The organism is Acidovorax sp. FG27 (assembly GCF_040365715.1).
GTDB lineage: Bacteria > Pseudomonadota > Gammaproteobacteria > Burkholderiales > Burkholderiaceae_C > Paracidovorax.
This window is the reverse complement of record NZ_BAABVY010000009.1, coordinates 533,534-555,897: the sequence shown is the minus strand read 5'-3', so window position 1 is coordinate 555,897 and position 22,364 is coordinate 533,534. Positions and strand designations below refer to the sequence as shown.

General features: G+C 68.7%; 20 protein-coding genes. 10 read left to right on the top strand and 10 right to left on the bottom strand.

Annotated features, from left to right (window positions below):
• Positions 1-17 precede the first annotated feature (17 nt).
• On the bottom strand, positions 18-518 hold the full coding sequence (locus tag ABWV53_RS09515; RefSeq protein ID WP_353365241.1) for a sterol desaturase family protein: 501 nt from the start codon (positions 516-518) through the stop codon (positions 18-20).
• A 309-nt stretch (positions 519-827) separates the two neighbouring features.
• Between ABWV53_RS09515 and carA the strand changes: the two genes are divergently transcribed.
• The 4 genes from carA (at position 828) to ABWV53_RS09495 (ending at position 6,468) form a co-directional block, all read left to right on the top strand.
• Positions 828-2,012, top strand: coding sequence for a glutamine-hydrolyzing carbamoyl-phosphate synthase small subunit (carA, locus tag ABWV53_RS09510; RefSeq protein ID WP_353365239.1), 1,185 nt, complete (start codon positions 828-830; stop codon positions 2,010-2,012).
• Positions 2,005-5,271 carry a carbamoyl-phosphate synthase large subunit gene (gene carB, locus ABWV53_RS09505; RefSeq protein ID WP_353365237.1) on the top strand — a complete coding sequence of 1,089 codons (3,267 nt, stop codon included), beginning with the start codon at positions 2,005-2,007 and terminating at the stop codon, positions 5,269-5,271. Before carA ends, carB begins: the two co-directional genes overlap by 8 nt.
• Positions 5,272-5,515: 244 nt before the next feature.
• Entirely contained in the window at positions 5,516-5,992 is a 477-nt protein-coding gene (gene greA, locus ABWV53_RS09500) for a transcription elongation factor GreA (RefSeq protein WP_353365235.1), read from the top strand.
• Positions 5,993-6,021: 29 nt separating this feature from the next.
• Entirely contained in the window at positions 6,022-6,468 is a 447-nt protein-coding gene (locus tag ABWV53_RS09495) for a DUF4149 domain-containing protein (RefSeq protein ID WP_353365233.1), read from the top strand.
• A 99-nt stretch (positions 6,469-6,567) separates the two neighbouring features.
• Here the strand turns inward: ABWV53_RS09495 and ABWV53_RS09490 are convergent, their stop codons facing one another.
• Positions 6,568-7,311, bottom strand: a complete 744-nt coding sequence (locus tag ABWV53_RS09490; RefSeq protein ID WP_353365231.1) for a glycosyltransferase — start codon at positions 7,309-7,311, stop codon at positions 6,568-6,570.
• Positions 7,311-7,784 carry a YhbY family RNA-binding protein gene (locus ABWV53_RS09485; protein WP_353365229.1) on the bottom strand — a complete coding sequence of 158 codons (474 nt, stop codon included), beginning with the start codon at positions 7,782-7,784 and terminating at the stop codon, positions 7,311-7,313. The genes ABWV53_RS09490 and ABWV53_RS09485 overlap by 1 nt, the downstream gene beginning before the upstream one ends.
• Positions 7,785-7,860: 76 nt before the next feature.
• Here ABWV53_RS09485 and ABWV53_RS09480 point away from each other — a divergent pair, with 76 nt between their 5' ends.
• From ABWV53_RS09480 to glmM, 4 genes are all read left to right on the top strand, one after another.
• Positions 7,861-8,514 (top strand): RlmE family RNA methyltransferase, encoded by a 654-nt coding sequence (locus tag ABWV53_RS09480; protein WP_353365227.1) that lies wholly within the window; start codon positions 7,861-7,863, stop codon positions 8,512-8,514.
• A 165-nt stretch (positions 8,515-8,679) separates the two neighbouring features.
• The gene (ftsH, locus tag ABWV53_RS09475) at positions 8,680-10,599 is read left to right on the top strand and encodes an ATP-dependent zinc metalloprotease FtsH (protein WP_353365224.1); all 1,920 of its coding nucleotides are present in this window, start codon (positions 8,680-8,682) and stop codon (positions 10,597-10,599) included.
• Between the two features lie 131 nt (positions 10,600-10,730).
• Positions 10,731-11,636 carry a dihydropteroate synthase gene (gene folP / locus ABWV53_RS09470; RefSeq protein ID WP_353365222.1) on the top strand — a complete coding sequence of 302 codons (906 nt, stop codon included), beginning with the start codon at positions 10,731-10,733 and terminating at the stop codon, positions 11,634-11,636.
• Positions 11,637-11,736: 100 nt separating this feature from the next.
• The gene (glmM, locus tag ABWV53_RS09465) at positions 11,737-13,071 is read left to right on the top strand and encodes a phosphoglucosamine mutase (protein ID WP_353365220.1); all 1,335 of its coding nucleotides are present in this window, start codon (positions 11,737-11,739) and stop codon (positions 13,069-13,071) included.
• Positions 13,072-13,115: 44 nt separating this feature from the next.
• On the opposite strand, the gene ABWV53_RS09460 is transcribed toward glmM, so the two are convergent.
• Positions 13,116-14,942: a sensor domain-containing protein gene (locus tag ABWV53_RS09460; RefSeq protein WP_353365218.1), complete on the bottom strand. Its 1,827-nt coding sequence runs from the start codon at positions 14,940-14,942 to the stop codon at positions 13,116-13,118.
• Between the two features lie 125 nt (positions 14,943-15,067).
• Complete coding sequence (locus ABWV53_RS09455) at positions 15,068-15,538, bottom strand: tellurite resistance TerB family protein (protein ID WP_353365216.1); 471 nt, start codon at positions 15,536-15,538, stop codon at positions 15,068-15,070.
• A 157-nt stretch (positions 15,539-15,695) separates the two neighbouring features.
• On the opposite strand from ABWV53_RS09455, the gene ABWV53_RS09450 reads away from it, so the two are divergent.
• Entirely contained in the window at positions 15,696-15,971 is a 276-nt protein-coding gene (locus ABWV53_RS09450; RefSeq protein ID WP_353365214.1) for a hypothetical protein, read from the top strand.
• Between the two features lie 16 nt (positions 15,972-15,987).
• On the opposite strand, the gene ABWV53_RS09445 is transcribed toward ABWV53_RS09450, so the two are convergent.
• Both ABWV53_RS09445 and ABWV53_RS09440 read right to left on the bottom strand, forming a co-directional pair.
• Positions 15,988-16,254: a hypothetical protein gene (locus ABWV53_RS09445; RefSeq protein ID WP_353365212.1), complete on the bottom strand. Its 267-nt coding sequence runs from the start codon at positions 16,252-16,254 to the stop codon at positions 15,988-15,990.
• Positions 16,255-16,323: 69 nt separating this feature from the next.
• A complete protein-coding gene (locus ABWV53_RS09440; RefSeq protein WP_353365210.1) occupies positions 16,324-16,917 on the bottom strand; it encodes a DUF4142 domain-containing protein in 594 nt (197 codons plus the stop codon).
• A 127-nt stretch (positions 16,918-17,044) separates the two neighbouring features.
• Here ABWV53_RS09440 and ABWV53_RS09435 point away from each other — a divergent pair, with 127 nt between their 5' ends.
• Positions 17,045-17,977, top strand: coding sequence for a DHH family phosphoesterase (locus tag ABWV53_RS09435; RefSeq protein WP_353365208.1), 933 nt, complete (start codon positions 17,045-17,047; stop codon positions 17,975-17,977).
• Between the two features lie 9 nt (positions 17,978-17,986).
• On the opposite strand, the gene ABWV53_RS09430 is transcribed toward ABWV53_RS09435, so the two are convergent.
• From ABWV53_RS09430 to ABWV53_RS09420, 3 genes are all read right to left on the bottom strand, one after another.
• Positions 17,987-19,237, bottom strand: a complete 1,251-nt coding sequence (locus ABWV53_RS09430; protein ID WP_353365206.1) for a DUF1501 domain-containing protein — start codon at positions 19,235-19,237, stop codon at positions 17,987-17,989.
• Between the two features lie 20 nt (positions 19,238-19,257).
• A complete protein-coding gene (locus ABWV53_RS09425) occupies positions 19,258-20,955 on the bottom strand; it encodes a DUF1800 domain-containing protein (RefSeq protein ID WP_353365204.1) in 1,698 nt (565 codons plus the stop codon).
• A gap of 91 nt (positions 20,956-21,046) precedes the next feature.
• On the bottom strand, positions 21,047-22,339 hold the full coding sequence (locus ABWV53_RS09420; RefSeq protein ID WP_353365202.1) for an MFS transporter: 1,293 nt from the start codon (positions 22,337-22,339) through the stop codon (positions 21,047-21,049).
• Positions 22,340-22,364 lie beyond the last annotated feature (25 nt).

The window sequence follows — 22,364 nt, the reverse complement described above, 5'->3', positions numbered from 1 at the left end:
CCCAGGCGGGGCAGGCGTCAGCCGCCGTGAGGTTGACCTTGCCGGCGCCGGCGCTGCACCTCCTGCAGCCGCTGCTTGAGCCGCTCCGGCGCGGGCGCCCACAGGAACCCGAACGACACGCAGTCGTCGCGGCCGTGCACGGCGTGGTGCAGCCGATGGGCCTGATAGAGGCGCTTGAGGTAGCCTGAGCGCGGCACCCACCGCCACGGCCACCGCTTGTGCACCAGGCCATCGTGCACGATGAAGTAGAGCGCGCCATAGAGGGTCATTCCCGCGCCCACCCACTGCAGCGGCCAGTGCCCCGACGTTCCCAAGGCGATCAGCACGATCGCCACGCCCGCGAACACCACCGCGTACAGATCGTTCTTCTCGAACCAGCCGGTGGTGGGTTCGTGGTGGGAGCGATGCCATCCCCAACCCCAGGCGTGCATGATCCAGCGGTGGGCGCTCCACGCGAAAATCTCCATCCCAGCGACCGTGGCGAGCAGGATTCCGATCGAGGTGAGAGGCATGTCCATGGGGGAGGCGCCCATCGGCGCCGGGGAAAATGAGGGTGAAGGGCATGCTACCTGATGAAGCCGGTGATCCCCGACCGCGGGTTGCAATCGCCCTTTGCGCCGGCTTGTCCGGTTCGCTCATTCCAGCCTCAGGCGAATGCGGGTTATCCCGCGTCCGGCCCCGGTTCCGGGAGGCGCTGCGGATATAATCGGGGGCTTTCCCGCAAAAACGTCGCCCGGCCGCACCCAAAGCAATTCCCCAACAAGCAGCAGTCCTCAGGAACGCCTTCCTGCGGGCTCCGGGCGACCCGTAACCATTCGGAGAACCCAGTGCTCTTGTCTTTACAGGGATCCTTCCCGCCCGCCATCCTGGCGCTCGCAGACGGCACGGTCTTTATCGGCAACTCGATCGGTGCCACCGGCACCACCGTCGGCGAAGTGGTGTTCAACACCGCCATCACCGGCTACCAGGAAATCCTCACCGACCCCAGCTACTGCCAGCAGATCGTCACCCTGACGTATCCGCACGTGGGCAACTATGGTGTCAACGCCGAGGACATCGAGGCCGACAAGGTCCACGCCGCCGGCCTCATCATCAAGGATCTGCCGCTGCTGGCTAGCAATTTCCGCAGCACCGAGACGCTGTCGCAGTACCTCGTGCGCGAAAAGACCGTCGCCATCGCCAACATCGACACCCGCAAGCTCACCCGCCTGTTGCGTGACAAGGGCGCGCAGAACGGCGCCATCCTCGGCCTGGCGGCGGGCGAGGCCGTCACGCAGGCGCGCGTGGACGAAGCCCTGGCAGCCGCCAAGGCAGCCCCCAGCATGAAGGGCCTGGATCTGGCACAGGTCGTGAGCACCAAGACCACCTACACCTGGGACCAGACCGAGTGGCAACTGGGCTCGGGTTACGGCCGGCTGGAGCAGCCGCGGTTCCACGTCGTGGCCTACGACTTCGGTGTGAAGAAGAACATCCTGCGCATGCTGGCGCAGCGGGGCTGCAAGCTGACCGTGGTGCCCGCCAGGACGCCCGCCGCCGACGTGCTGGCCATGAACCCCGACGGCGTCTTCCTCGCCAACGGCCCGGGCGACCCGGCGCCCTGCGACTACGCCATCGAAGCGACGCGCCAGGTGATCGATGCCGGCGTGCCCACCTTCGGCATCTGCCTGGGCCACCAGATCATGGCGCTGGCCAGCGGCGCCAGGACCTTCAAGATGGACAACAGCCACCACGGCGCCAACCATCCCGTGAAGGATCTGGACGACGGCCGCGTGAGCATCACCAGCCAGAACCACGGCTTCGCGGTGGAAACCGAATCGCTGCCCGCCACGCTGCGCCCCACGCACGTCAGCCTGTTCGACGGCACCCTGCAGGGGCTGGAGCGCACCGACAAGCCGGCCTTCTGCTTCCAGGGCCACCCCGAAGCCTCGCCCGGACCTCACGACATCGCCTACCTGTTCGACCGTTTCACGGCCCTGATGGAAAAGCACAAGACGGAGAACAAGAATGCCTAAGCGCAGCGACCTCAAATCGATCCTCATCATCGGCGCCGGCCCGATCATCATCGGCCAGGCCTGCGAGTTCGACTACTCCGGCGTGCAGGCCTGCAAGGCGCTGCGCGAAGAGGGCTACAAGGTCATCCTGATCAACAGCAACCCTGCGACGATCATGACCGACCCGGCCACGGCCGACGTCACCTACATCGAGCCCATCACCTGGCAGACGGTCGAGAAGATCATCGCCAAGGAGCGGCCCGACGCCATCCTGCCGACCATGGGCGGCCAGACCGCGCTGAACTGCGCGCTGGACCTGTGGCACCACGGCGTGCTCGAGAAGTACCAGGTCGAGCTGATCGGCGCCACGCCCGAGGCCATCGACAAGGCCGAAGACCGGCTGAAGTTCAAGGACGCGATGACCAAGATCGGGCTGGGCTCGGCCCGCTCCGGCATCGCCCATTCCATGGACGAAGCCTGGGCCGTGCAGAAGACCCTGGGCTTCCCCACGGTGATCCGCCCCAGCTTCACGCTGGGTGGCACGGGCGGTGGCATCGCCTACAACCCGGAAGAGTTCGAGACCATCTGCAAGCGTGGCCTGGAGGCTTCGCCCACCAACGAGCTGCTGATTGAAGAATCGCTGCTCGGCTGGAAGGAGTACGAGATGGAAGTGGTCCGCGACAAGGCGGACAACTGCATCATCATCTGCTCCATCGAGAACCTGGACCCGATGGGCGTGCACACCGGCGACTCGATCACCGTGGCCCCTGCGCAGACGCTTTCCGACAAGGAATATCAGGTGCTGCGCAACGCCTCGCTGGCCGTGCTGCGCGAGATCGGTGTGGACACTGGCGGCTCGAACGTGCAGTTCTCCATCAACCCGAAGGACGGCCGCATGGTCGTCATCGAGATGAACCCGCGCGTGTCGCGCTCGTCCGCGCTGGCGTCCAAGGCCACGGGCTTCCCGATCGCCAAGGTCGCGGCCAAGCTGGCGGTGGGCTACACGCTCGACGAACTCAAGAACGAGATCACCGGCGGTGCCACGCCGGCCTCGTTCGAGCCGTCGATCGACTACGTGGTCACCAAGATCCCGCGTTTCGCGTTCGAGAAATTCCCCACGGCCGACAGCCGCCTGACCACGCAGATGAAGTCGGTGGGCGAAGTCATGGCCATGGGCCGCACCTTCCAGGAATCTTTCCAGAAAGCCCTGCGCGGCCTGGAAGTCGGCGTGGACGGCATGAACGAGAAGACGCAGGACCGCGAGCTGCTCGAAAAGGAACTGGGCGAGCCCGGTCCCGAGCGCATCTGGTACGTGGGCGATGCCTTCGCCATGGGCCTGTCGGTCGATGAAGTCTTCGAGCTGACCAAGATCGACAAGTGGTTCCTCATCCAGATCGAGCAAATAGTGAAGATCGAACTCGACATCGACAAGCTGGTGTCCGAGAAGGGGGCCGGCGCGCTGGCCGCGCTCGACGCCGCCACGCTGCTGTCGCTCAAGCAAAAGGGCTTTTCCGACCGCCGGCTGGCTAAGCTGCTCAAGACGAACGAGAAGGCCGTGCGCGAGGCACGCCGCGCGCTGCAGGTGCGCCCCGTGTACAAGCGCGTGGACACTTGTGCGGCCGAATTCGCCACCAACACGGCGTACCTGTACTCCACCTACGAAGCCGCACCCTACGGCGGCACGGCCGAATGCGAGGCCCAGCCTTCGAACAACAAGAAGATCATGGTGCTGGGCGGCGGGCCCAACCGCATCGGCCAGGGCATCGAGTTCGACTACTGCTGCGTGCATGCCGCGCTCGCCATGCGCGAGGACGGCTATGAAACCATCATGGTCAACTGCAACCCCGAGACGGTCTCGACCGACTACGACACGTCCGATCGCCTCTACTTCGAGCCCGTCACGCTCGAAGACGTGCTGGAGATCGTCGACAAGGAAAAGCCGGTCGGCGTGATCGTGCAGTACGGCGGCCAGACGCCGCTGAAGCTGGCTCTGGGCCTGGAGGCCGAGGGCGTGCCGATCATCGGCACCACGCCCGACATGATCGACGCTGCCGAAGACCGCGAGCGCTTCCAGAAGCTGCTGGGCGACCTGGGCCTGCGCCAGCCGCCCAACGCCACGGCCCGCACCGAAGCCGAGGCCCTCGAAAAGGCCGCCGCCCTGGGCTACCCGCTGGTGGTGCGCCCCAGCTACGTGCTGGGCGGCCGCGCGATGGAGATCGTGCACGAGCAGCGCGACCTGGAGCGCTACATGCGCGAGGCCGTGAAGGTGAGCAACGACTCGCCCGTGCTGCTGGACCGCTTCCTCTCCAACGCCATCGAATGCGACGTGGACTGCGTGCGTGATTTCTCCGGCGTCACCTTCATCGGCGGCGTGATGGAGCACATCGAACAGGCCGGCGTGCACTCGGGCGATTCCGCCTGCTCGCTGCCGCCGTACTACCTGTCGCAGCCCACCATCGACGAGATCAAGCGCCAGACCGCTGCCATGGCCGCGGGCCTGAACGTGGTCGGCCTGATGAACGTGCAGTTCGCCATTCAGGAAGTGGACGGCAGCGACGTGATCTACGTGCTGGAAGTGAACCCGCGCGCCTCGCGCACGGTGCCGTTCGTCTCCAAGGCCACGGGCATCCAGCTGGCCAAGGTGGCGGCGCGCTGCATGGCCGGCCAGACGCTGGCGTCGCAGGGCATCACGAAGGAAGTCACGCCGCCTTACTTCAGCGTGAAGGAAGCCGTGTTCCCGTTCGTCAAGTTCCCGGGCGTGGACACGATTCTCGGCCCCGAGATGAAATCCACCGGCGAAGTGATGGGTGTGGGCAAGACCTTCGGCGAAGCCTTCGTGAAGAGCCAGCTCGGCGCGGGCACCAAGCTGCCGACGTCGGGCAAGGTGTTCCTCACCGTGAAGAACGCCGACAAGCCGCGCGCCGTCGACATCGCCCGCCAGCTGGTGGCGCTCGGCTTCGAGCTGGTCGCGACCAAGGGCACGGCAGCCGCCATTGCCGAGGCCGGCGTGCCGGTGGGCGTGGTGAACAAGGTCACCGAGGGCCGCCCGCACATCGTCGACATGATCAAGAACGATGAGATCGTCATGGTCATCAACACGGTGGAAGAGCGGCGCAACGCCATCGCCGATTCGCGGGCGATCCGCACCAGCTCGCTGCTGGCGCGCGTCACCACCTTCACCACCATCTTCGGTGCGGAGGCGGCGGTCGAGGGCGTGCAGCACCTGGAGAACCTGGACGTGTATTCGGTGCAGGAGCTGCACGCGCAGTTGACGGCGTAAGCCGCAGCAGGGGAGGCGCGAGGCCCGGCCGGCATGCGGCGGCCGCGGGTCCACGGGCTTTCCAGCGGGGGAAGGCGGCGTCAAACGCGGCATAATCCCCCATCGAACTGAACAACCGCCGCGCGGCAACGCGCGGCGGTTTGCTTTTGGTGGCGTCGCGGCACTGCAGGGCAGTGTGGCTTGCGCGCCGAGCAGCGCCGTGCGTCTTGTCGCGCGGCAACGAGTTGAACGGAGAGATTCACCCATGGCCACCATTCCGATTACCAAGCGCGGCGCAGAAAAGCTGAAGGAAGAGCTGCACCGCCTGAAGACCGTCGAGCGTCCCGCCGTGATCAACGCGATCGCCGAGGCGCGCGCCCAGGGGGACCTCAGCGAAAACGCCGAGTACGAAGCCGCCAAGGACCGCCAGGGCTTCATCGAAGGCCGCATCCAGGAAGTCGAAGGCAAGCTGTCCGCTGCGCAGATCATCGATCCGACCCAGCTGGACGCCGGCGGCAAGGTGGTGTTCGGCGCCACGGTGGAGCTGGAGGACGAGGAAAGCGGCGAAGCCGTGACCTACCAGATCGTCGGCGAGGACGAGGCCGATCTGAAGCTGGGCCTGATCAACGTGTCCAGCCCCATCGCCCGCGCGCTGATCGGCAAGGAAGAGGGCGACACGGCCGAGGTGCAGGCGCCCGGCGGCCTGCGCCGTTACGACGTGGTGGCGGTCAGCTACCGCTGAAGCCGCATCCATCGCAAGAGGAGCGCGCCATGCGGGAACGTCTGCCCCTTCTGGCCGCCGCGCTGTGGTGGGGCAGCCTGTCGGCGATCGGCTTCGTGGTGGTGCCGCTGCTGTTCACGCACCTGCCCACGCCAGCCCTGGCCGGTGGCATGGCGGCCCGGCTGTTTGAAGCCCAGACTTTCATTTCGATAGCATGTGGCGCACTGCTGCTGGTGCTTTCGAAGCGAAAGTATGCGGAAGTCGAGGAAGCGTGGGCGCGTGCTGCTATGGTTTTCATCATCGGCGGCCTGCTGCTGGCGCTGGTGTCGCAATACGGCGTGGCGCCGCGCATCGTCGCCCGCCAGAACCTCAAGCTCTGGCATTCGGTGGGCACGGTGCTGTATGCGCTCCAGTGGCTGTGTGCGCTGCTGGTGCTGTGGCGCATCGCCCGGCCGCTGGCATCAGGGCCTGAACCGGCCGCCGTGGCGGCTGACTGATCCGCCGCCGCGCCCTGGGCCGTGGCCCGGTCGATGGGAGGGCGGTGCGAGGGCTGACGGAGCGCGCAGCGTCCGCCGCCCTGCATTCTTCCCTGGCTCTTACTCGCGCCAGTGCTCGGCCACCCAGGTGGCCGGCTGGATGTGCCGGAACCGCCGGTTGCGGCGCCCCGCCAGCGCGTCGGGCGGGTTGCATTCCCCATGGAAGATCACGATGCGCGCGCCTGCGGGCACGACAGGCGCCTTCCAGTAGTTGGAGGGCCAGGCCGGGATGCTGTGGTACTTGAAGCTGGGGCACCAGGCATCGGGCCAGTAAGACAGCTTGCCCTGGCGGTGCAGAAAATCGGAGAGGTAGGCCTGCTCGTTGCGGAACCGGCTCCGGATCTCGTCGAAATGCCCGCGAAAGTAGTCCAGCACGTCCGGGTGCGCGCCGATCTCGAAGCGGTAGACCGACGAGTTGCCGGTGACCCGCCAGGGGCGCTTGTAGTCGTGGATGATCACGAACTCGCCCGGCTGGGTGAAAAATTCGTCCAGGCCGCCAGTGACGACCACGTCCACATCCAGAAACAGCGCGGTGCCGCGCAAGCCGTGCAGGTCGGCGCTGAAGGTGGCGAGCTTGGTCCAGCCGCGCTCCGGAATGCCCGCCGGCAGGTCGAGCGGCGGAATGGGCAGGCACTGCACTTCGCTGCGAATGCCGTTGGAGTCGTCCGTCAGGCAGACGAAGCGGAAGTCGCCGCTCAGGTGGCGGCGCACCATGGCGTAGAGCCGGTTGACGTACTCGGGGCCGTACTTCGTACCCCATTTCATGCAAATGACGTGGCGCTCCGGCGCCGCGGCGCCAGGCATCAATCCGCCTGCCGTTTCTTGACCGACTTCTGCTTGGGCTTGGCGCGCTTGATCTGGCCGCCCGAGGTGAGCCGCTGGTTGCCCAGCACCCGCAACTGCTTGACTTCAGGGCGCTGGCCGCCGCGCTTGCTGAACTTCAGCACCTTCACGTCGCGCGGGCCGGGCATGCGGTCCTCGTCCAGGGTCTTTTCCTTGGGCGGGATCGGGCGCCACAGCACCAGCAGCTTGCCGATGTGCTGGATCGGTGCGGCGTTCAGGTCGTTGGCGAGCTGCTGGTAGATCTGCTCGCGCGCCACGCGGTCGTCGTTGAACACGCGGACCTTGATGAGGCCGTGCGCGTTGAGTGCGGCATTCACCTCTTTTTGCACGGCGGCGGTCAGACCGTCACCGCCGATCAGGACGACGGGGTCCAGATGGTGGGCTTCGGCGCGGTGTTCCCGGCGCTCGGCGGGAGTCAATTGAATGAGGGGCATGGGCCGTATTATCTCAATGCGCCGGGCTGGTGCCGGCAACCGGCTCCGCGGCAGGTGAATGCACAGCGAAAAACAGATGAAAGCCGACAACAAACCCAAGAAGGTCAACAAGGCCTGGCTGCACGACCACATGAACGATCCGTACGTCAAGCAGGCGCAGCGGGACGGCTACCGGGCGCGTGCGGCGTACAAGCTCAAGGAGATCGACGAGCAGCTCGGCCTCATCCGCCCCGGCCACGTCGTGGTCGACCTGGGATCGGCCCCCGGTGCCTGGAGCCAGTACGTGCGCAGGCGGCTGTCGCCGGGCGGAGCGGCCTCCGGCACGCTCAACGGCACCATCATCGCGCTCGACATGCTGCCCATGGAGCCGATCGAGGGCGTGACCTTCCTGCAGGGTGACTTCCGGGAAGACGAGATCCTGGCCAAGCTGCAGGAGGCCGTGCAGGGACGCGCGGTCGATGTGGTGATCTCGGACATGGCGCCCAACCTCTCCGGCATTGCATCGGCCGACGCCGCCCGCATCTCCCTGTTGATCGAACTGGCGGTGGATTTCGCCAAGGCCCATCTGAAGCCCGAGGGCGCGCTCGTAGCCAAGCTGTTCCACGGGGCCGGGTACGACGAACTGGTCAAGCTCTTCAAGGACAACTTCCGGACCGTGAAGCCCTTCAAGCCCAAGGCGTCGCGTGACCGATCGGCCGAAACCTTCCTGGTCGGCATCGGCCTGAAGTGACGCCGCGGTCACAGGGTGGGGGCCTGCCAGGCGTTGACCATGACCTCTGCTGGGGTAAGCCACCCTGGGCCGCAGCTTGAAACGCCTAAAATGCGCCTTAAATGAGATAGAACGGTTTCATGACAGGCTCATGGCTGTTCAACCCTTCCCTATCTGGAGTTCCGCTTGAACAATCAGTGGTTTTCAAAAGTCGCCGTCTGGCTCGTCATCGCCATGGTGCTTTTTACGGTGTTCAAACAGTTTGACACCCGTGCCGGTGGCGGTGCTGGCGCCGTGGGCTACTCGGAATTCCTGGACGAGGTGCGCAGCAACCGTATCAAGAGCGCGACCATTCAGGAAGGGCAGGGCGGCACCGAGATCGTCGCCGTCACCAACGATGATCGCAAGATCCGCACGACCGCGACCTACCTCGACCGCGGCCTGGTCGGCGACCTGATCAACAACAACGTCAAGTTCGACGTCAAGCCCCGCGAAGAAGGCTCGCTGCTGATGACGCTGCTGGTCAGCTGGGGCCCGATGCTGCTCCTGATCGGCGTGTGGGTGTACTTCATGCGGCAGATGCAGGGCGGCGGCAAGGGTGGCGCCTTCAGCTTCGGCAAGAGCAAGGCGCGCCTGCTCGACGAGAACAGCAACACCATCACCTTTGCCGACGTAGCCGGCTGCGACGAGGCCAAGGAAGAAGTGAAGGAAGTCGTCGACTTCCTGAAGGATCCGCAGAAGTTCCAGAAGCTGGGTGGCCGCATCCCCCGCGGCCTGCTGCTGGTCGGCCCTCCCGGCACCGGCAAGACGCTGTTGGCCAAGTCCATCGCCGGCGAGGCCAAGGTGCCCTTCTTCAGCATCTCCGGCTCCGATTTCGTCGAAATGTTCGTCGGCGTGGGCGCGTCCCGCGTGCGCGACATGTTCGAGAACGCCAAGAAGAATGCGCCCTGCATCATCTTCATCGACGAAATCGATGCGGTGGGCCGCCAGCGCGGCGCCGGCCTGGGTGGCGGCAACGACGAGCGCGAGCAGACCCTGAACCAGATGCTGGTCGAGATGGACGGTTTCGAAACCAACCTGGGCGTGATCGTGGTGGCTGCCACCAACCGCCCCGACATCCTGGATGCCGCCTTGCTGCGTCCCGGCCGTTTCGACCGCCAGGTGTACGTGACGCTGCCCGACATCCGTGGCCGCGAGCAGATCCTGAACGTGCACATGCGCAAGATCCCCGTGGCGCAGGACGTGAATCCGAGCGTCATCGCCCGCGGCACGCCCGGCATGTCGGGCGCCGACCTGGCCAACCTGTGCAACGAGGCAGCGCTCATGGCCGCCCGCCGCAGCGCCCGCACCGTGGAGATGCAGGACTTCGAGAAAGCCAAGGACAAGATCATCATGGGCCCGGAGCGCAAGAGCATGGTCATGCCCGAGGAAGAGCGCCGCAACACGGCCTACCACGAGGCCGGCCACGCTCTCATCGGCAAGCTGCTGCCCAAGTGCGACCCGGTGCACAAGGTCACCATCATTCCCCGTGGCCGCGCCCTGGGCGTGACGATGAGCCTGCCCGAGAAGGACCGCTACAGCTACGACCGCGAATACATGCTCAACCAGATCAGCATGCTGTTCGGTGGCCGCATCGCCGAAGAAGTGTTCATGAACCAGATGACCACCGGCGCCAGCAACGACTTCGAGCGCGCCACGTCCATCGCCCGCGACATGGTCACCCGCTACGGCATGACCGAGGCCCTGGGCCCGATGGTTTATGCCGAGAACGAAGGCGAAGTCTTCCTCGGCCGCTCGGTGACCAAGACCACCAACATGAGCGAGCAGACCATGCACAAGGTGGACAGCGAGGTGCGGCGCATCATCGACGAGCAGTACGCGCTGGCGCGCCGGCTGATTGAAGAGAACCAGGACAAGATGCACGCCATGGCCAACGCCATGCTCGAATGGGAAACCATCGATGCCGAGCAGCTCGACGACATCATGGCCGGCCGTCCTCCCCGTCCTCCGAAGGACTGGACGCCGCGCACGCCCTCGTCGGGGGGGGACCATCCCGGCGGCGGCACGCCGGCCGTGAACACCGATCCGGCGCCCACTGCCGCATGAAGCGCTGGGTGTGACGCAGAGCAACGGGGCCTTGGGGCCCCGTTCTCGTTGGAAGCCCCTCGTCGTCCCAAGCCCCTTGTGCCCCCGCTGTGTTCCATGAACCCCCACCCAGCCCTGCCGGGGAGGCCGCGATGAGCGTCGTCGCCCGGCATGCCGATTGGCCCCACTGGCGCACCAGCCGGTTCCTGCTCGACCTGTCGCGCCCGCTCGTCATGGGCATCGTCAACGTCACGCCCGACTCGTTCTCCGATGGCGGCCGCCATGCGGGCACGGCGGCGGCGCTCGCCCACTGCGAGCAGCTGCTGGCCGAAGGCGCCGACATCCTGGACGTGGGCGGCGAGTCCACGCGGCCAGGCAGCCCGGCCGTGCCGCTCGAGGAAGAGCTCGCTCGCGTGGTACCCGTCGTGCGCGAGGCCGTCCGCCTCGGCGCACCCATCTCGGTGGACACCTACAAGCCCGAGGTCATGCGTGCCGTGCTCGACGCGGGGGCCGACATCATCAACGACATCTGGGCGCTGAGGCAGCCGGGGGCCGCGCAGACGGTCGCCGGCCATCCCCGCTGCGGCGTCTGCCTGATGCACATGCACCGCGATCCCCAGACCATGCAGCAGCTGCCCATGCAGGGTGATGCGGTCGCAGAAGTGCTCTCTTTTTTAGAGCGGTCGGCCCAGGATCTGCAAGCGCTGGGGGTCGAAAAGACCCGTATCGTGCTGGATGCCGGCATCGGATTCGGCAAGACCGTCGCGCAGAACTTCGCGCTGCTGGCGCGCCAGGCGCAGCTCAAGTCGCTGGACTACCCGTGGCTGGCGGGCTGGTCGCGCAAGTCGTCGCTGGGCGCCGTCACCGGCCTGCCGGTCGATCAGCGGCTGGGCGCGAGCGTCGCCGCCGCCGTGCTGGCCGTGGACCGGGGCGCCCGCATCGTGCGTGTGCACGACGTGCGCGACACGGCGGCCGCTCTGCAGGTCTGGCAGGCCATGCAGCGCGAGGCGCCCCCAGCGGCGGCTGCGGACCAGGCACCTGCTGCCGGCCCCGCGTGACCGCGCCGCAGGCACGGCGGCCAGCAGGCGCCGGCATGCATGAGGAGACCGGACTGACCGGCCAGGCGGCCCGGCAGCATCACACAGAGAGGAAGACAAGATGAAAAGAACCTACTTCGGCACCGATGGCATTCGCGGCACCGTGGGCCAGCCCCCCATCACGCCCGACTTCGTGTTGCGGCTGGCGCACGCCGTCGGTCGGGTGCTGCGCGAGACCGACAAGCGCCCGACCGTGCTCATCGGCAAGGACACCCGCATTTCCGGCTACATGCTGGAGAGCGCGCTCGAGTCCGGCTTCAATTCAGCCGGCGTGGACGTGGTGCTGCTCGGGCCGTTGCCGACGCCCGGCGTCGCCTACCTGACCCGTGCGCAGCGCGCCAGCCTGGGCTTGGTCATCAGCGCCAGCCACAACCCGTACCCCGACAACGGCATCAAGTTCTTCAACGCCCAGGGCGCCAAGCTGTCCGACGCCTGGGAGCAGTCGGTGGAGCAGGCCCTGGAGGCCGAGCCGGTCTGGGCCGACTCCGCATCGCTGGGCAAGGCGCGCCGGCTGGAGGACGCGGCGGGCCGCTACATCGAATTCTGCAAGAGCACCTTCGCGCACGACCTCACGCTGCGCGGTCTCAAGATCGTGGTCGATGCCGCCCACGGCGCGGCCTACCACATCGCGCCCAAGGTGTTCCACGAGCTGGGTGCCGAGGTGCTGGCCATCGGCTGCTCGCCCGACGGCCTGAACATCAACCACGAAGTGGGGGCGACCCATCCGGATGCGCTCGTGCGCGCCGTGCGCGCCAACCACGCCGACTACGGCATCGCGCTGGACGGCGACGCCGACCGCCTGCAGATCGTCGACGCCGCCGGGCGCCTCTACAACGGCGACGAACTGCTCTATCTGATGGCGGCCGACCGGCTGCGCCGGGGCGAGGCCGTGCCGGGGGTGGTCGGCACCCTGATGACCAACATGGCGGTCGAGGTGGCGCTGCGCCAGCGTGGCGTGCAGTTCGTGCGTGCCAAGGTGGGCGACCGCTACGTGCTCGAAGAACTCGCCCGGCACCAATGGCTGCTGGGCGGCGAAGGCTCGGGGCACCTGCTGGCGCTCGACCGCCACACCACCGGCGACGGCTTGGTCAGCGCCCTGCAGGTGCTGCAGGCTTGCGTGCGCAGCGGCCGCACGCTGGCGCAGCTGCTGGCGGAAGTGACGCTCTTTCCCCAGGTGCTGCTCAACGTGCGGCTGGCCCCCGGCCAGGACTGGAAGGCCAACCGGGTGCTGTCCGATGCCATAGCGGCCACCGAGGCCGAGCTGGGCGACGCGGGCCGGGTGCTCATCCGGGCCAGCGGCACCGAGCCGCTCCTGCGGGTGATGGTGGAAGCGCGTGACGCCGAACAGGCCAACCGCTGCGCCCAACGCCTGGTCGACGCGGCCCGGGCCGGCTGACGAGCCGCCGGGCGGGCCTGCGCCGTGCGGGCCGGGCCCTCGTTTCAGTCCGCCAGCGCTGCCATGTCATGCGTCGCGGGCTGCGGCAACGCATCGCGGCTGCGCTGCAGCAGCGGCGTGACCTGGTCGGCCGGCATGGGCCGGCTCAAAAAGTAGCCCTGGGCTTCGTCGCAGCCCTGCTGCCGAAGGAAGGCCAGCTGCTCGGCGGTTTCCACGCCCTCGGCCGTGGTGCGCATGCCCAGCGCCTGCGCCATGCGGATGATGGCGCTGACGATGGCGCGGTCGTTGGGGTCGTGGCCCAGGTCGCGCACGAACGACTGGTCGATCTTCAGCTTGTAGATCTGGAAGCGCTTGAGGTGGCTGAGCGACGAATAGCCCGTGCCGAAATCGTCCATCGACATGTGCACGCCCCGCTCGCGCAACTGGTCCATCGTGGCGATGGCCGAACGCGGGTCGTCCACGGCGACGCCTTCCGTCAGCTCCAGCTCCAGCACGTGCGCGGGCAGCACCGCTTCCTCCAGGATGCGGCTCACCAGTTCGGGCAGCTGCGGCTGGCGGAACTGCACGGCCGACAGGTTGACGGCCACCTTCAGGCTCTGCAGGCCCATCGCATGCCAGGCGTGCAACTGGGCCAGGGCGGTGCGCAGCACCCACTCGCCGATCTGCAAGATCTGGCCCGTGTCCTCGGCGATGGGGATGAATTCGGCCGGCGAGACCGAGCCCAGCTCCGGATGGTCCCAGCGCAGCAGCGCCTCCACGCTGCGGATCGCGCCGGTGCCGAGCGTGACCTGCGGCTGGTAGTGCAGGTGCAGCTGGCCGCGCTCCAGCGCGCGGCGCAAGGCGTTTTCCAGCCGCAAGGCCCGCGCGGACTGGGCATGCATCTCCGGCGTGAAGAAGCGGAAGGTGTTGCGGCCATCCGACTTGGCGCGGTACATGGCGGTGTCGGCCGACTGGGTCAGCGTTTCGAAATCCTCGCCGTCCTGCGGGAAGAGGGCGATACCCATCGACGGCGCCATGGTCAGCTCGTGGTGGCCGATCTGGTAAGGATGGCGCGAAGCCTCCTGCAGCTTGCCCGCCACCCGGGCCGCGCCAGCGGCATTCGCGCCCGGCAGCAGCAGCACGAACTCGTCGCCGCCCAGCCGGGCCACGGTGTCGCGGTCGCGCACGATGGCCCGCAGCCGCTTGCCGATCTCCACCAGCAAGTCGTCGCCCACGCGATGCCCGAGCGAATCGTTGACATGCTTGAAGTGGTCCAGGTCCAGGAACATCACGGCCAGGGGCGTGCCGTTGTCCTGCGCCAGCCGGATCGCCTGCTGGCTGCGCTCGGCCAGCAGGCTGCGGTTGGGCAGGCCGGTGAGCGCATCGTAATGCGCCAGCCAGTAGATGCGCTCCTGGTCGAGCTTGCGGTCATGGATCTCGCGGTGCAGGTTGCTTACCGTGGTGCGCAGCTCCTCGGTGCGCTCCAGCACCAGCTGCTCCAGCACGTCGTTCTGCCGCAGCGCAGCGTCCGGCACGGGCAGGGCCAGGGCGCCCGGCGCAGCCGTCCAGAGCATCAGGCCGGTGGCGCCGGCCGCGCCCGGCAGCGGGCGCACGCTGACGTGGCAGGGCAGCGGCCGGCCGTGGCGTCCGGTCAGCGTGACCCTGCCGTCGAAGGCTCCTGGGCTTGCCACCAGTTTTGGAGGGGGCTCCATCGCCTCGGCGGGCGCGTACCCCAGCCATGCCTTGCAGGCCGCGTTGCAACGGACCAGGTCTTCGTCCCGCAACAGGGCCACCGGCACCGGCATCACGTCCAGCAGGTCGGCACTCCAGACATCGCCCTCGGAAAAGCCTGCCTGCGGCGGGCCTTTCGAAAGGGAGTACGGCGATGACATAGGAATGGGATGCGTGGGCGAGGCAAAGACGATTTGTACCAAATTGTATTCTGGAAACGTTTTTTTGCATTTCCTGTCGGATGCTGCTCCGCCCAGAAGCAGTGGCACGCGGCACGTGGGCGGGCTCACCGTGCCTGCGCCGCCGCTTCCTGCGCGTACATCTTGCCGGCGATGTATTCCCCGTGCGTCACGTAGAGCAAGCCGGCGATCTTGTTGATGGCGTGCTGTTCCTCCGCTCCCGCATGTCCGTCGGCATAGGCCACCTGCCAGAGCGCCTCGACCAGCCGAATCTTCTCGGGTTGCGTCCAGTGTTCGTTCAGCACCGAGGTGAAGTGCTGATAGTCGTAGGCCGTGCGCGCCGTGGCGTCCGCCTGTTGCATCAACGCATCGAGCGGGCCGCCCTGCAGCGGAAAGCGTTCCTGCAGGGCCCGGGCCACGGCCTGCCGCTGCGCGGAGTCGGCCTGGGGCTCGGCATGCATCACCTCCACCAGCAGCACGGCGGTGGCCAGTTGCACCGAGCGCTGTCGTTCGGCTTCTTGCGTTTCCGCGTTCGGGAATCCCAGGGTGTCGAGAAAATCGTGGAGTGCCTTGAGCATGACGCTCAGACGCCGTGTGCACGCCATTGGTTCCAGCCCGCCGGGCACCGGTGCCGGCGCAGGCTTTTCCTACGCCGCCAGGGCTTCATGGACGTCCCGGCTGGTACAGCGGGGTTCGTAGCTTCAAGGCTTTCCACCCTCCCACAGGACCCACACCATGGTTGATTCCATCCGGAAAGCGTTGAACGACGTCATCGCCTATGACGACGAGCGCCCCAGCGCGCCTTTCGAGCACTGCGTCGTCGCGCTGGCAGCGTTCGGCCTGCTCGCCACCGCGCTGACTGCGCCTTCACGCGGGCAGGCGGTCGGCCGTGCCGTGCTGGCGGGTGCCTTGCTGCTGCGCTCCGCGTCCGGCCAGGACGGCCTGCGCAAGTGGGCGCAGGCGCCGCGGCCCACTGATGCCGCCGGCCAGCTGGTGATCGCCAGCTCTTGAGCCCGGTCGCGGGGCACTATCCCTCGGCGGAATCGCGGCGCACGTCGATCTGGCGCTCCTGCCGCAGCTCCAGCACCAGCCGCGCGCCATCGGCCCTGAGCGTGGCGCGGCCCCAGCCGGTCACCGCGTGCACCCAGGCGGGCTCGCCCAGCTCGTCGGGCAGCTGGGCCTCGACCATGCCGGCGGCCTTCAGCAGCCGCAGGCGATCGACGGAGATCTGATCGGTCACCGCGACGGGGAAGGCCTCGCACCGGGCCAGTTCGCGCAATAGTTCCAGTGACATGGTGCATCTCCGGCGAATTCGACGACTCACGCCATGCGGTCCATGCCACGGCGCGGGCGCTCGGCGGCGTCAGCGCCCGTCCTGGCGGGCGAGGGTCTCGTAAAGCGTGCGCGACAGCTCCAGATGCCGGCGCAGGTCCAGCAGCGTGCGCGCGGCGAACTCCTGGATGTCCCGGTCCTGCGTGCCGCGTTCCACCTCCTCGAACAGCGCCACGCTGGCATGGTGCGCCTGCACGCCCATCGTCTCCACATATCGGCGCTCGAACGCATGCGGCTCCAGCGGGGCCAGCTGTTCGATGCGGGCCTGCTGGGCCGCGTCGGGCGTGCGGGGCAGGGCATGGCTGCGGGCGGTGGCCAGGCTCGCCAGCTCGCGGTGGACCACCGCATGGTCATCGGCCATCTGCTGCGCGAAGGCGCGCACGGCGGTGGTGCGCGCCTTGCCCAGCGCCAGCTGGGCCGCCGCGATCTCGGCCAGGCCGTTGCGTGCGGCGGCATCGAGAAACCGCGACTCCAGGGGCGTGAGGGCGCGTGCCAGCGGCTTTTGCGACCAGGCCGGGGCGGCGGCGGACAGCATGGCCAGGCCCAGGGCGGCGAGCCCCGCGCCGCGGCGGCTCCAGCGCCGCGCGGGCGGGGCCGCTCCTTCGGGCATTACGGGCGTTGACATCGACACAGGGTGGAGAAATGAAACGAGACGATGGCCGATCCTTTGAGCGGCGGCAGTACGGTGTCTGTAGGAACGCGCCGCATGCCCTGCGAGCGACGGTCGACCCGGCTGCCCGACAATCGCGGGGATGACCACGATCACAACGAACGCTCCCACCCTCCTGCCCCGCCAACTGCTGGTGGCGCCCGACAGGCACGATCCCCAGCCGCTGGTGCTCTATCACGGCCGCTGCGCCGATGGCTTCGGCGCCGCCCTGGCGGCATGGACCTACTACGCCGGCCAGGTGGAATGCGTCGGCCTGTCGCACGGCCAGGCCGGTTCGGTACAGGATCTGCCGGCGCTGGAGGGCCGGGCCGTCTACATCCTCGACTTCGCCTTCGCGCCCGACCTGCTGGCCGCCATCGACGAGCGCGCGGCCAAGCTGGTGCTGCTCGACCACCACAAGAGCGCGGCCGAACAGCTGACCGGCTTCGCCTGCCGATGCGGCGTGGTGCATTTCGACATGAGCAAGTCCGGCGCCCGGCTGGCGTGGGACTTTTTTCACCCCGAAGCGCCGCTGCCCGATCTGGTGCGCTTCATCGAAGACCGCGACCTCTGGGCCTGGAAGTTCCCCGAGACCGCCGGTTTCGTCGCCGCGCTCGACATGGAGCCGTTCGACTTCGCCCGCTGGCAGCAGATCGCCGCATTCACGCCCGCCGACACCGCCGCCTTCATCGCGCGCGGCCAGGCCATGGACGAGAAATTCCGCCACCTGGCGCAGGACGTGGCGGGCGGCGCGCAGCCGCTGGTGTTCAACGGCGAGAGCGGCCTGATGGTGAACGCGCCGGGTGCCTTCCACAGCCTCGTCGGCGAACTGCTCTCCGCGCAGAGCGGCACCTTCGCGCTGATGTGGACGGTGGGCAAGGACGGCAAGGTCAAGGTCGGCCTGCGCTCCCAGCGCGGCTACGACTGTTCGCTGCTGGCCGTCGCCATGGGCGGCGGCGGGCATGCGCAGGCCTGCGGCTTTCGCATGGGGGCGGACCGCCTGCCGGAGCTGCTGAGCGGCCAGTTCACCGCCTGACGGCGTTCGTCACGCCAGCCCGAGATCCAGGGGTTTCGCCTGAGGAAACACCCGCGCCAGCGCGGCGGGCCGCAGCCCGTAGGTGCGGGCAAAGAGGCCGCCCAGCACGCCGCGATAATCGTTCAGCACCGGGTAGTCGCGGTTCTGGAACAGCGTCGTGGCCGTCAGCGCCTGCTGCTCGCCCGCGACGCGCCCGCCGGCGATGCCGCCGCCCAGCACCCACATCACGCTGCCGTGGCCGTGGTCCGTGCCGCGGTTGCCGTTCTCGCGGAAGGTGCGGCCGAACTCGCTCACCACCACCACGGTGGTGCGGCCCCAGGCCGGGCCCATCTCGTCGGCGAAGGCGGCCAGGCCCCGGCCCAGCTCCTCGAAGCGGTTGGCCAGCGCGCCCGTCGCGTTCCCCTGGCCCACGTGCGTGTCCCAGCCGCCCACATCGACGAAGCCGAGGTTGCAGCGCGACTGCATGAGCCGCGCCATGCGCCGCGCCGTGCCTTCGAAGCCCCGCGTGCTGAGCGCGTTGCGGCTGGCCGCGTCCATCTCGCCCTGCATGGTGCGCGCCACCTCATCGCGGGTCTGGAAGCCCTCGGCCACCGGCCCGGCCAGCGGCGTGCCCTGGTACATGGAGGCGATCAGGCCCGCCTGCCGGTCGTCGATGCCCGGCCTGGCCGCGCCCGCCGCGGCCAGCGCCGTGTTGGGCACGTCGTAGCCGCCGCGCAGCACCAGCGGCAGCGTGTCGGTGAAGGCCATGGGTGCCAGGTGGTCGTGCCAGCGCGTCTGGGCGCCCAGCTCCAGCGCCAGGCGATTGAGAAAGCCCGAGCGGTAGTCGCGCCGCGTGCCCATCGGCTGGCCCAGCTCGATGCTGTCCTGCGTGTCGAAGTGGCTGCGCGTCAGGTCCTCGGTGCCCGAGAAGGGCACGAAGGCGATCTGCTTTCTGGCGTAGAGCGGCTGCAGCGACCCCGCCAGCGCCGGGTGCAGGCCCCAGTCGGCGGTGAGCGGCAGCGCGCCGCCCGCGCTGCCGGGCCGTGCGATGGCGATGTTCGGCCGGGTTTCGTAGTAGTAGTCGCTGGCCGTGGGCACCAGCAGGCTGGCGCAGTCGTACCCGCCGCGCAGGAAGACCAGCAGAAAGCGCGTGTCGGTGGCGCCTTCGGGCGCTGCGGCCAGGCTGGCCTGCAGCACACCGGGCGCGGCCAGCGCGGCCAGGGCCTGCAGGCACTGCCTGCGGTGGGGCGATGGCAGGGAGGAAGAGGCAGAGCGGGGCATGACGGACCTTTCGCGGCGCTTCAGGCGTACATGAATTCGGGGGACGACAGCAGGAAGGTGTTCCATTCGGCCGGCGATGCGGCGCGTGCCAGCGCCACGCGGGTGGCGGGGGCCAGCAGGGGCTCCAGCACGCGGAACGCGCCGCTGCGCGCGATGTCGGGCGGCGCCACCCTGGGCGCCGGCGCGCCCTCTGCGCGGTAGAGCGCGCCGGTACCCGCGCCGCCCAGCGCGCGGGCGATCTCGAAGCGCACGGCCAGCTGGCCTGAGCTGGTCCAGGCCGCCGCATCCAGCGGATAGCCGTCCGGCGTGGCGCGGCCATAGAGCGGCTCGGCCAGCCGCTGCAGCCACGAGAGCGCCGGGTCCGGATTGGCCAGCACCCGCTCGCCGTAGCCCAGGCGCAGGCCGGCCATCACGTACTGCACCGGGTCGCGCAGCCGCGTGCCGAGCGAGGCGTTGAACGCGTCGCTGCCGATCAGCGTTTCCAGCACGGCAGCGATGTCGCTGTCGCTATGAAGAAACCGGTCGGCCAGGGCCTGCACCAGGGCCGTCGGCGGCGCGTCGCCCACCAGGTACACGGCCAGCTTGTGGCAGATGAAGCGGGCCGTCGCGGAGGCACGGGCCAGGCGGTCCAGCGCCTCGTCCAGCTCGGCCGCGCCGCGTGCCTGGATCGGCCGGCCCAGCAGTTCCTTGGCGTCCCAGTCGTGGCGCTGCGGGTTGAATTCATAGAGGCCGCTGCGCACGTAGTGGCGCGTCCACTCGGGCTTGAGCCGGGGTGGCGGCTCCTCCAGCGGCCGCAGCGAGACACCGTGGCCCGTCAGCACCCGCGCCAGCTCCTGCACGTCGCGCTGCGTGTAGCCGCCGTCCACGCCCAGCGTGTGCAGCTCCATCAGTTCGCGGGCGTAGTTCTCGTTGATGCGGCCAGCCGCGTTCTGGGCGTTGTCCAGATAGCGCAGCATGGCCGGGTGGCGCACGGTGGCGCCCAGCAGGTCGCGGAAGCGGCCGAGCGCATGCGGGCGGATGGCACGGTCTTCATAGTCGCCCACCATCGCCCGGATGTCGGCCTTGCCGGCGAAGACGCTGAAATGGTTCATCCAGAACCAGGTCATCTTCTCCTGCAGTTGCGCGGGCGAGTACACGGCGCGCAGCACGAAGCGCCGCTCGGCCTCGCGCTGCAGGGCGCGCATGTCGCGCTGATAGCTTTCCTGCGCGGCCTTGCGGGCGTCTTCGGTCGCTTCGCTGCGGATGGCCTGCTGGCGCGCCTGCATGTCGATGGCGAGCTGGTCCATCGGCGTGCGGGTGATGGCCATCGCGTCGATCTGCGCCTGTGCGGCCTGCGGCAATGCGGCCGGTGCGCCGGGCCGCAGCAGGGCAGCGACGGCGGCGGCGCTGCCCGCCCGTTGCCAGGCCTCCAGCGCGGCGCTGTTCGCGCCCCAGGTCAGCCGGTCGAGCAGGCGCAGGCCGTAGGCGGCGTCGCCCGGTCCTGGCGCTGCCGGGTTCGCCGCGTCGGCCAGCGGCGCGGCCGCCGCCGCCCAGCCGTTCAGTGCCGGCACCGCCCAGCCCGCCACCGCCACGGCGGCCAGCCAGTCCCGCCGCCGCACGCCCCGCGCCGGGCTGCCCGCATCCGTGGCACGGGAGGCCGCATCGGGTGGCGCGGAGGGCGACGCAGCAGGCTTGCACGGCAGCATGGCGGAAGGCTCGGAGTGGCTGATGGCGCGCATGGTGCGCCGCCGCCATGCTGCCCGCAAGGGGCCGCGCCGTCTTTTACCCGGCCGACACAGATGTATCGGCCTGTGGGGCGGGCAGGGGCGTTCAGCGGCCGGGCGACTGCGCAGCCGGGGTTGCGTCCTCGAAGCGGTCCACCTTGCGCAGCGGCGTGAAGACCAGCGCCCAGGTGCCCACCACCCCCAGGGTGCACAGACCGCCCAGCACGGCGGCCGGCACCACGCCCAGCCAGGCGGCGCTGGTGCCGGCCCGGAACTCGCCCAGTTCGTTGGACGAGCCGATGAACAGCATGTTCACCGCGTTGACGCGCCCTCGCATCGCATCCGGCGTGGAGAACTGCACCAGCGCGCCCCGGATGTACACGCTCACCATGTCGGCCGCGCCCGCCACCATCAGCGCCGCGAACGATAGCCAGAAGACGGTGGAGAACGAGAACACCAGGTTCGCCACGCCGAACACCGCCACCGCGATGAACATGGTGCGGCCCACGTTGCGGTTGAACGGCCGGGTGCTGAGATAGAAGCCCATGGCCACTTCGCCGATGGCCATCGCGCTGCGCAGCGCGCCCAGGCCCTGCGGGCCCACGTGCAGCACCTCGTGCGCGTAGATCGGCAGCAGCGCCACCACGCCGCCCAGCAGCACGGCGAACAGGTCGAGCGAGATGGTGCCCAGGATGATCGGGCGCGAGCGGATGAAGCGGATGCCCGCGCCGAAGCGCTCCACCATGCTGCCCTGCGTGGGCCCGAGCGGCGCGGCATGCGCCACCGGCACGCGCAGCAGCAGCGCGGTGCCGGCCGCGAAGCTCGCCAGGCAGACGAGGTAGGTCAGCGCGCCGCCGCCCGCCGCGTACAGCAGGCCGCCCAGGAACGGCCCGCCGATGCTGGCCGAGCGCATCAGCATGCTGTTGGCGGCGATGGCCTGGGCGAGCTGCTCGCGCGGCACGATCTGCGGCAGCAGGCTCTGCAGCGCCGGCCCCGAAAAGGCCCGGGAACAGCCGAACAGCACCAGCACCGCGTAGACGCCCATCACCCCCGCCGAGCCGTGCCCCGACAGCCACCACAGCAGGCCGCTGCACACGGCGCCCACCGACCAGCTGAGGGTCAGGATGCGCTTGCGGCTGAAGCGGTCGATCAGGTCGCCCGCCGGCAGCAACAGGCACAGCATGGGCAGGAACTGCGCCAGCCCGACATAGGCCAGCGCCAGCGGTTCGCGGGTGAGGTCATACACCTGCCAGGCCACCACCACGGCCTGCACCTGCGTGGCGAAGACGGCGGCGAGTCGCGCCAGCAGAAAGGCCATGAAGCCCGGGTGGCGGTACACGCTGGGCGCAGGTGAGGGGACCGGTGAAGGGGCGGGGGACGGCGGGCGATGGGTGGACATGCAGGGACGCGGGGCGGCGCGGGGG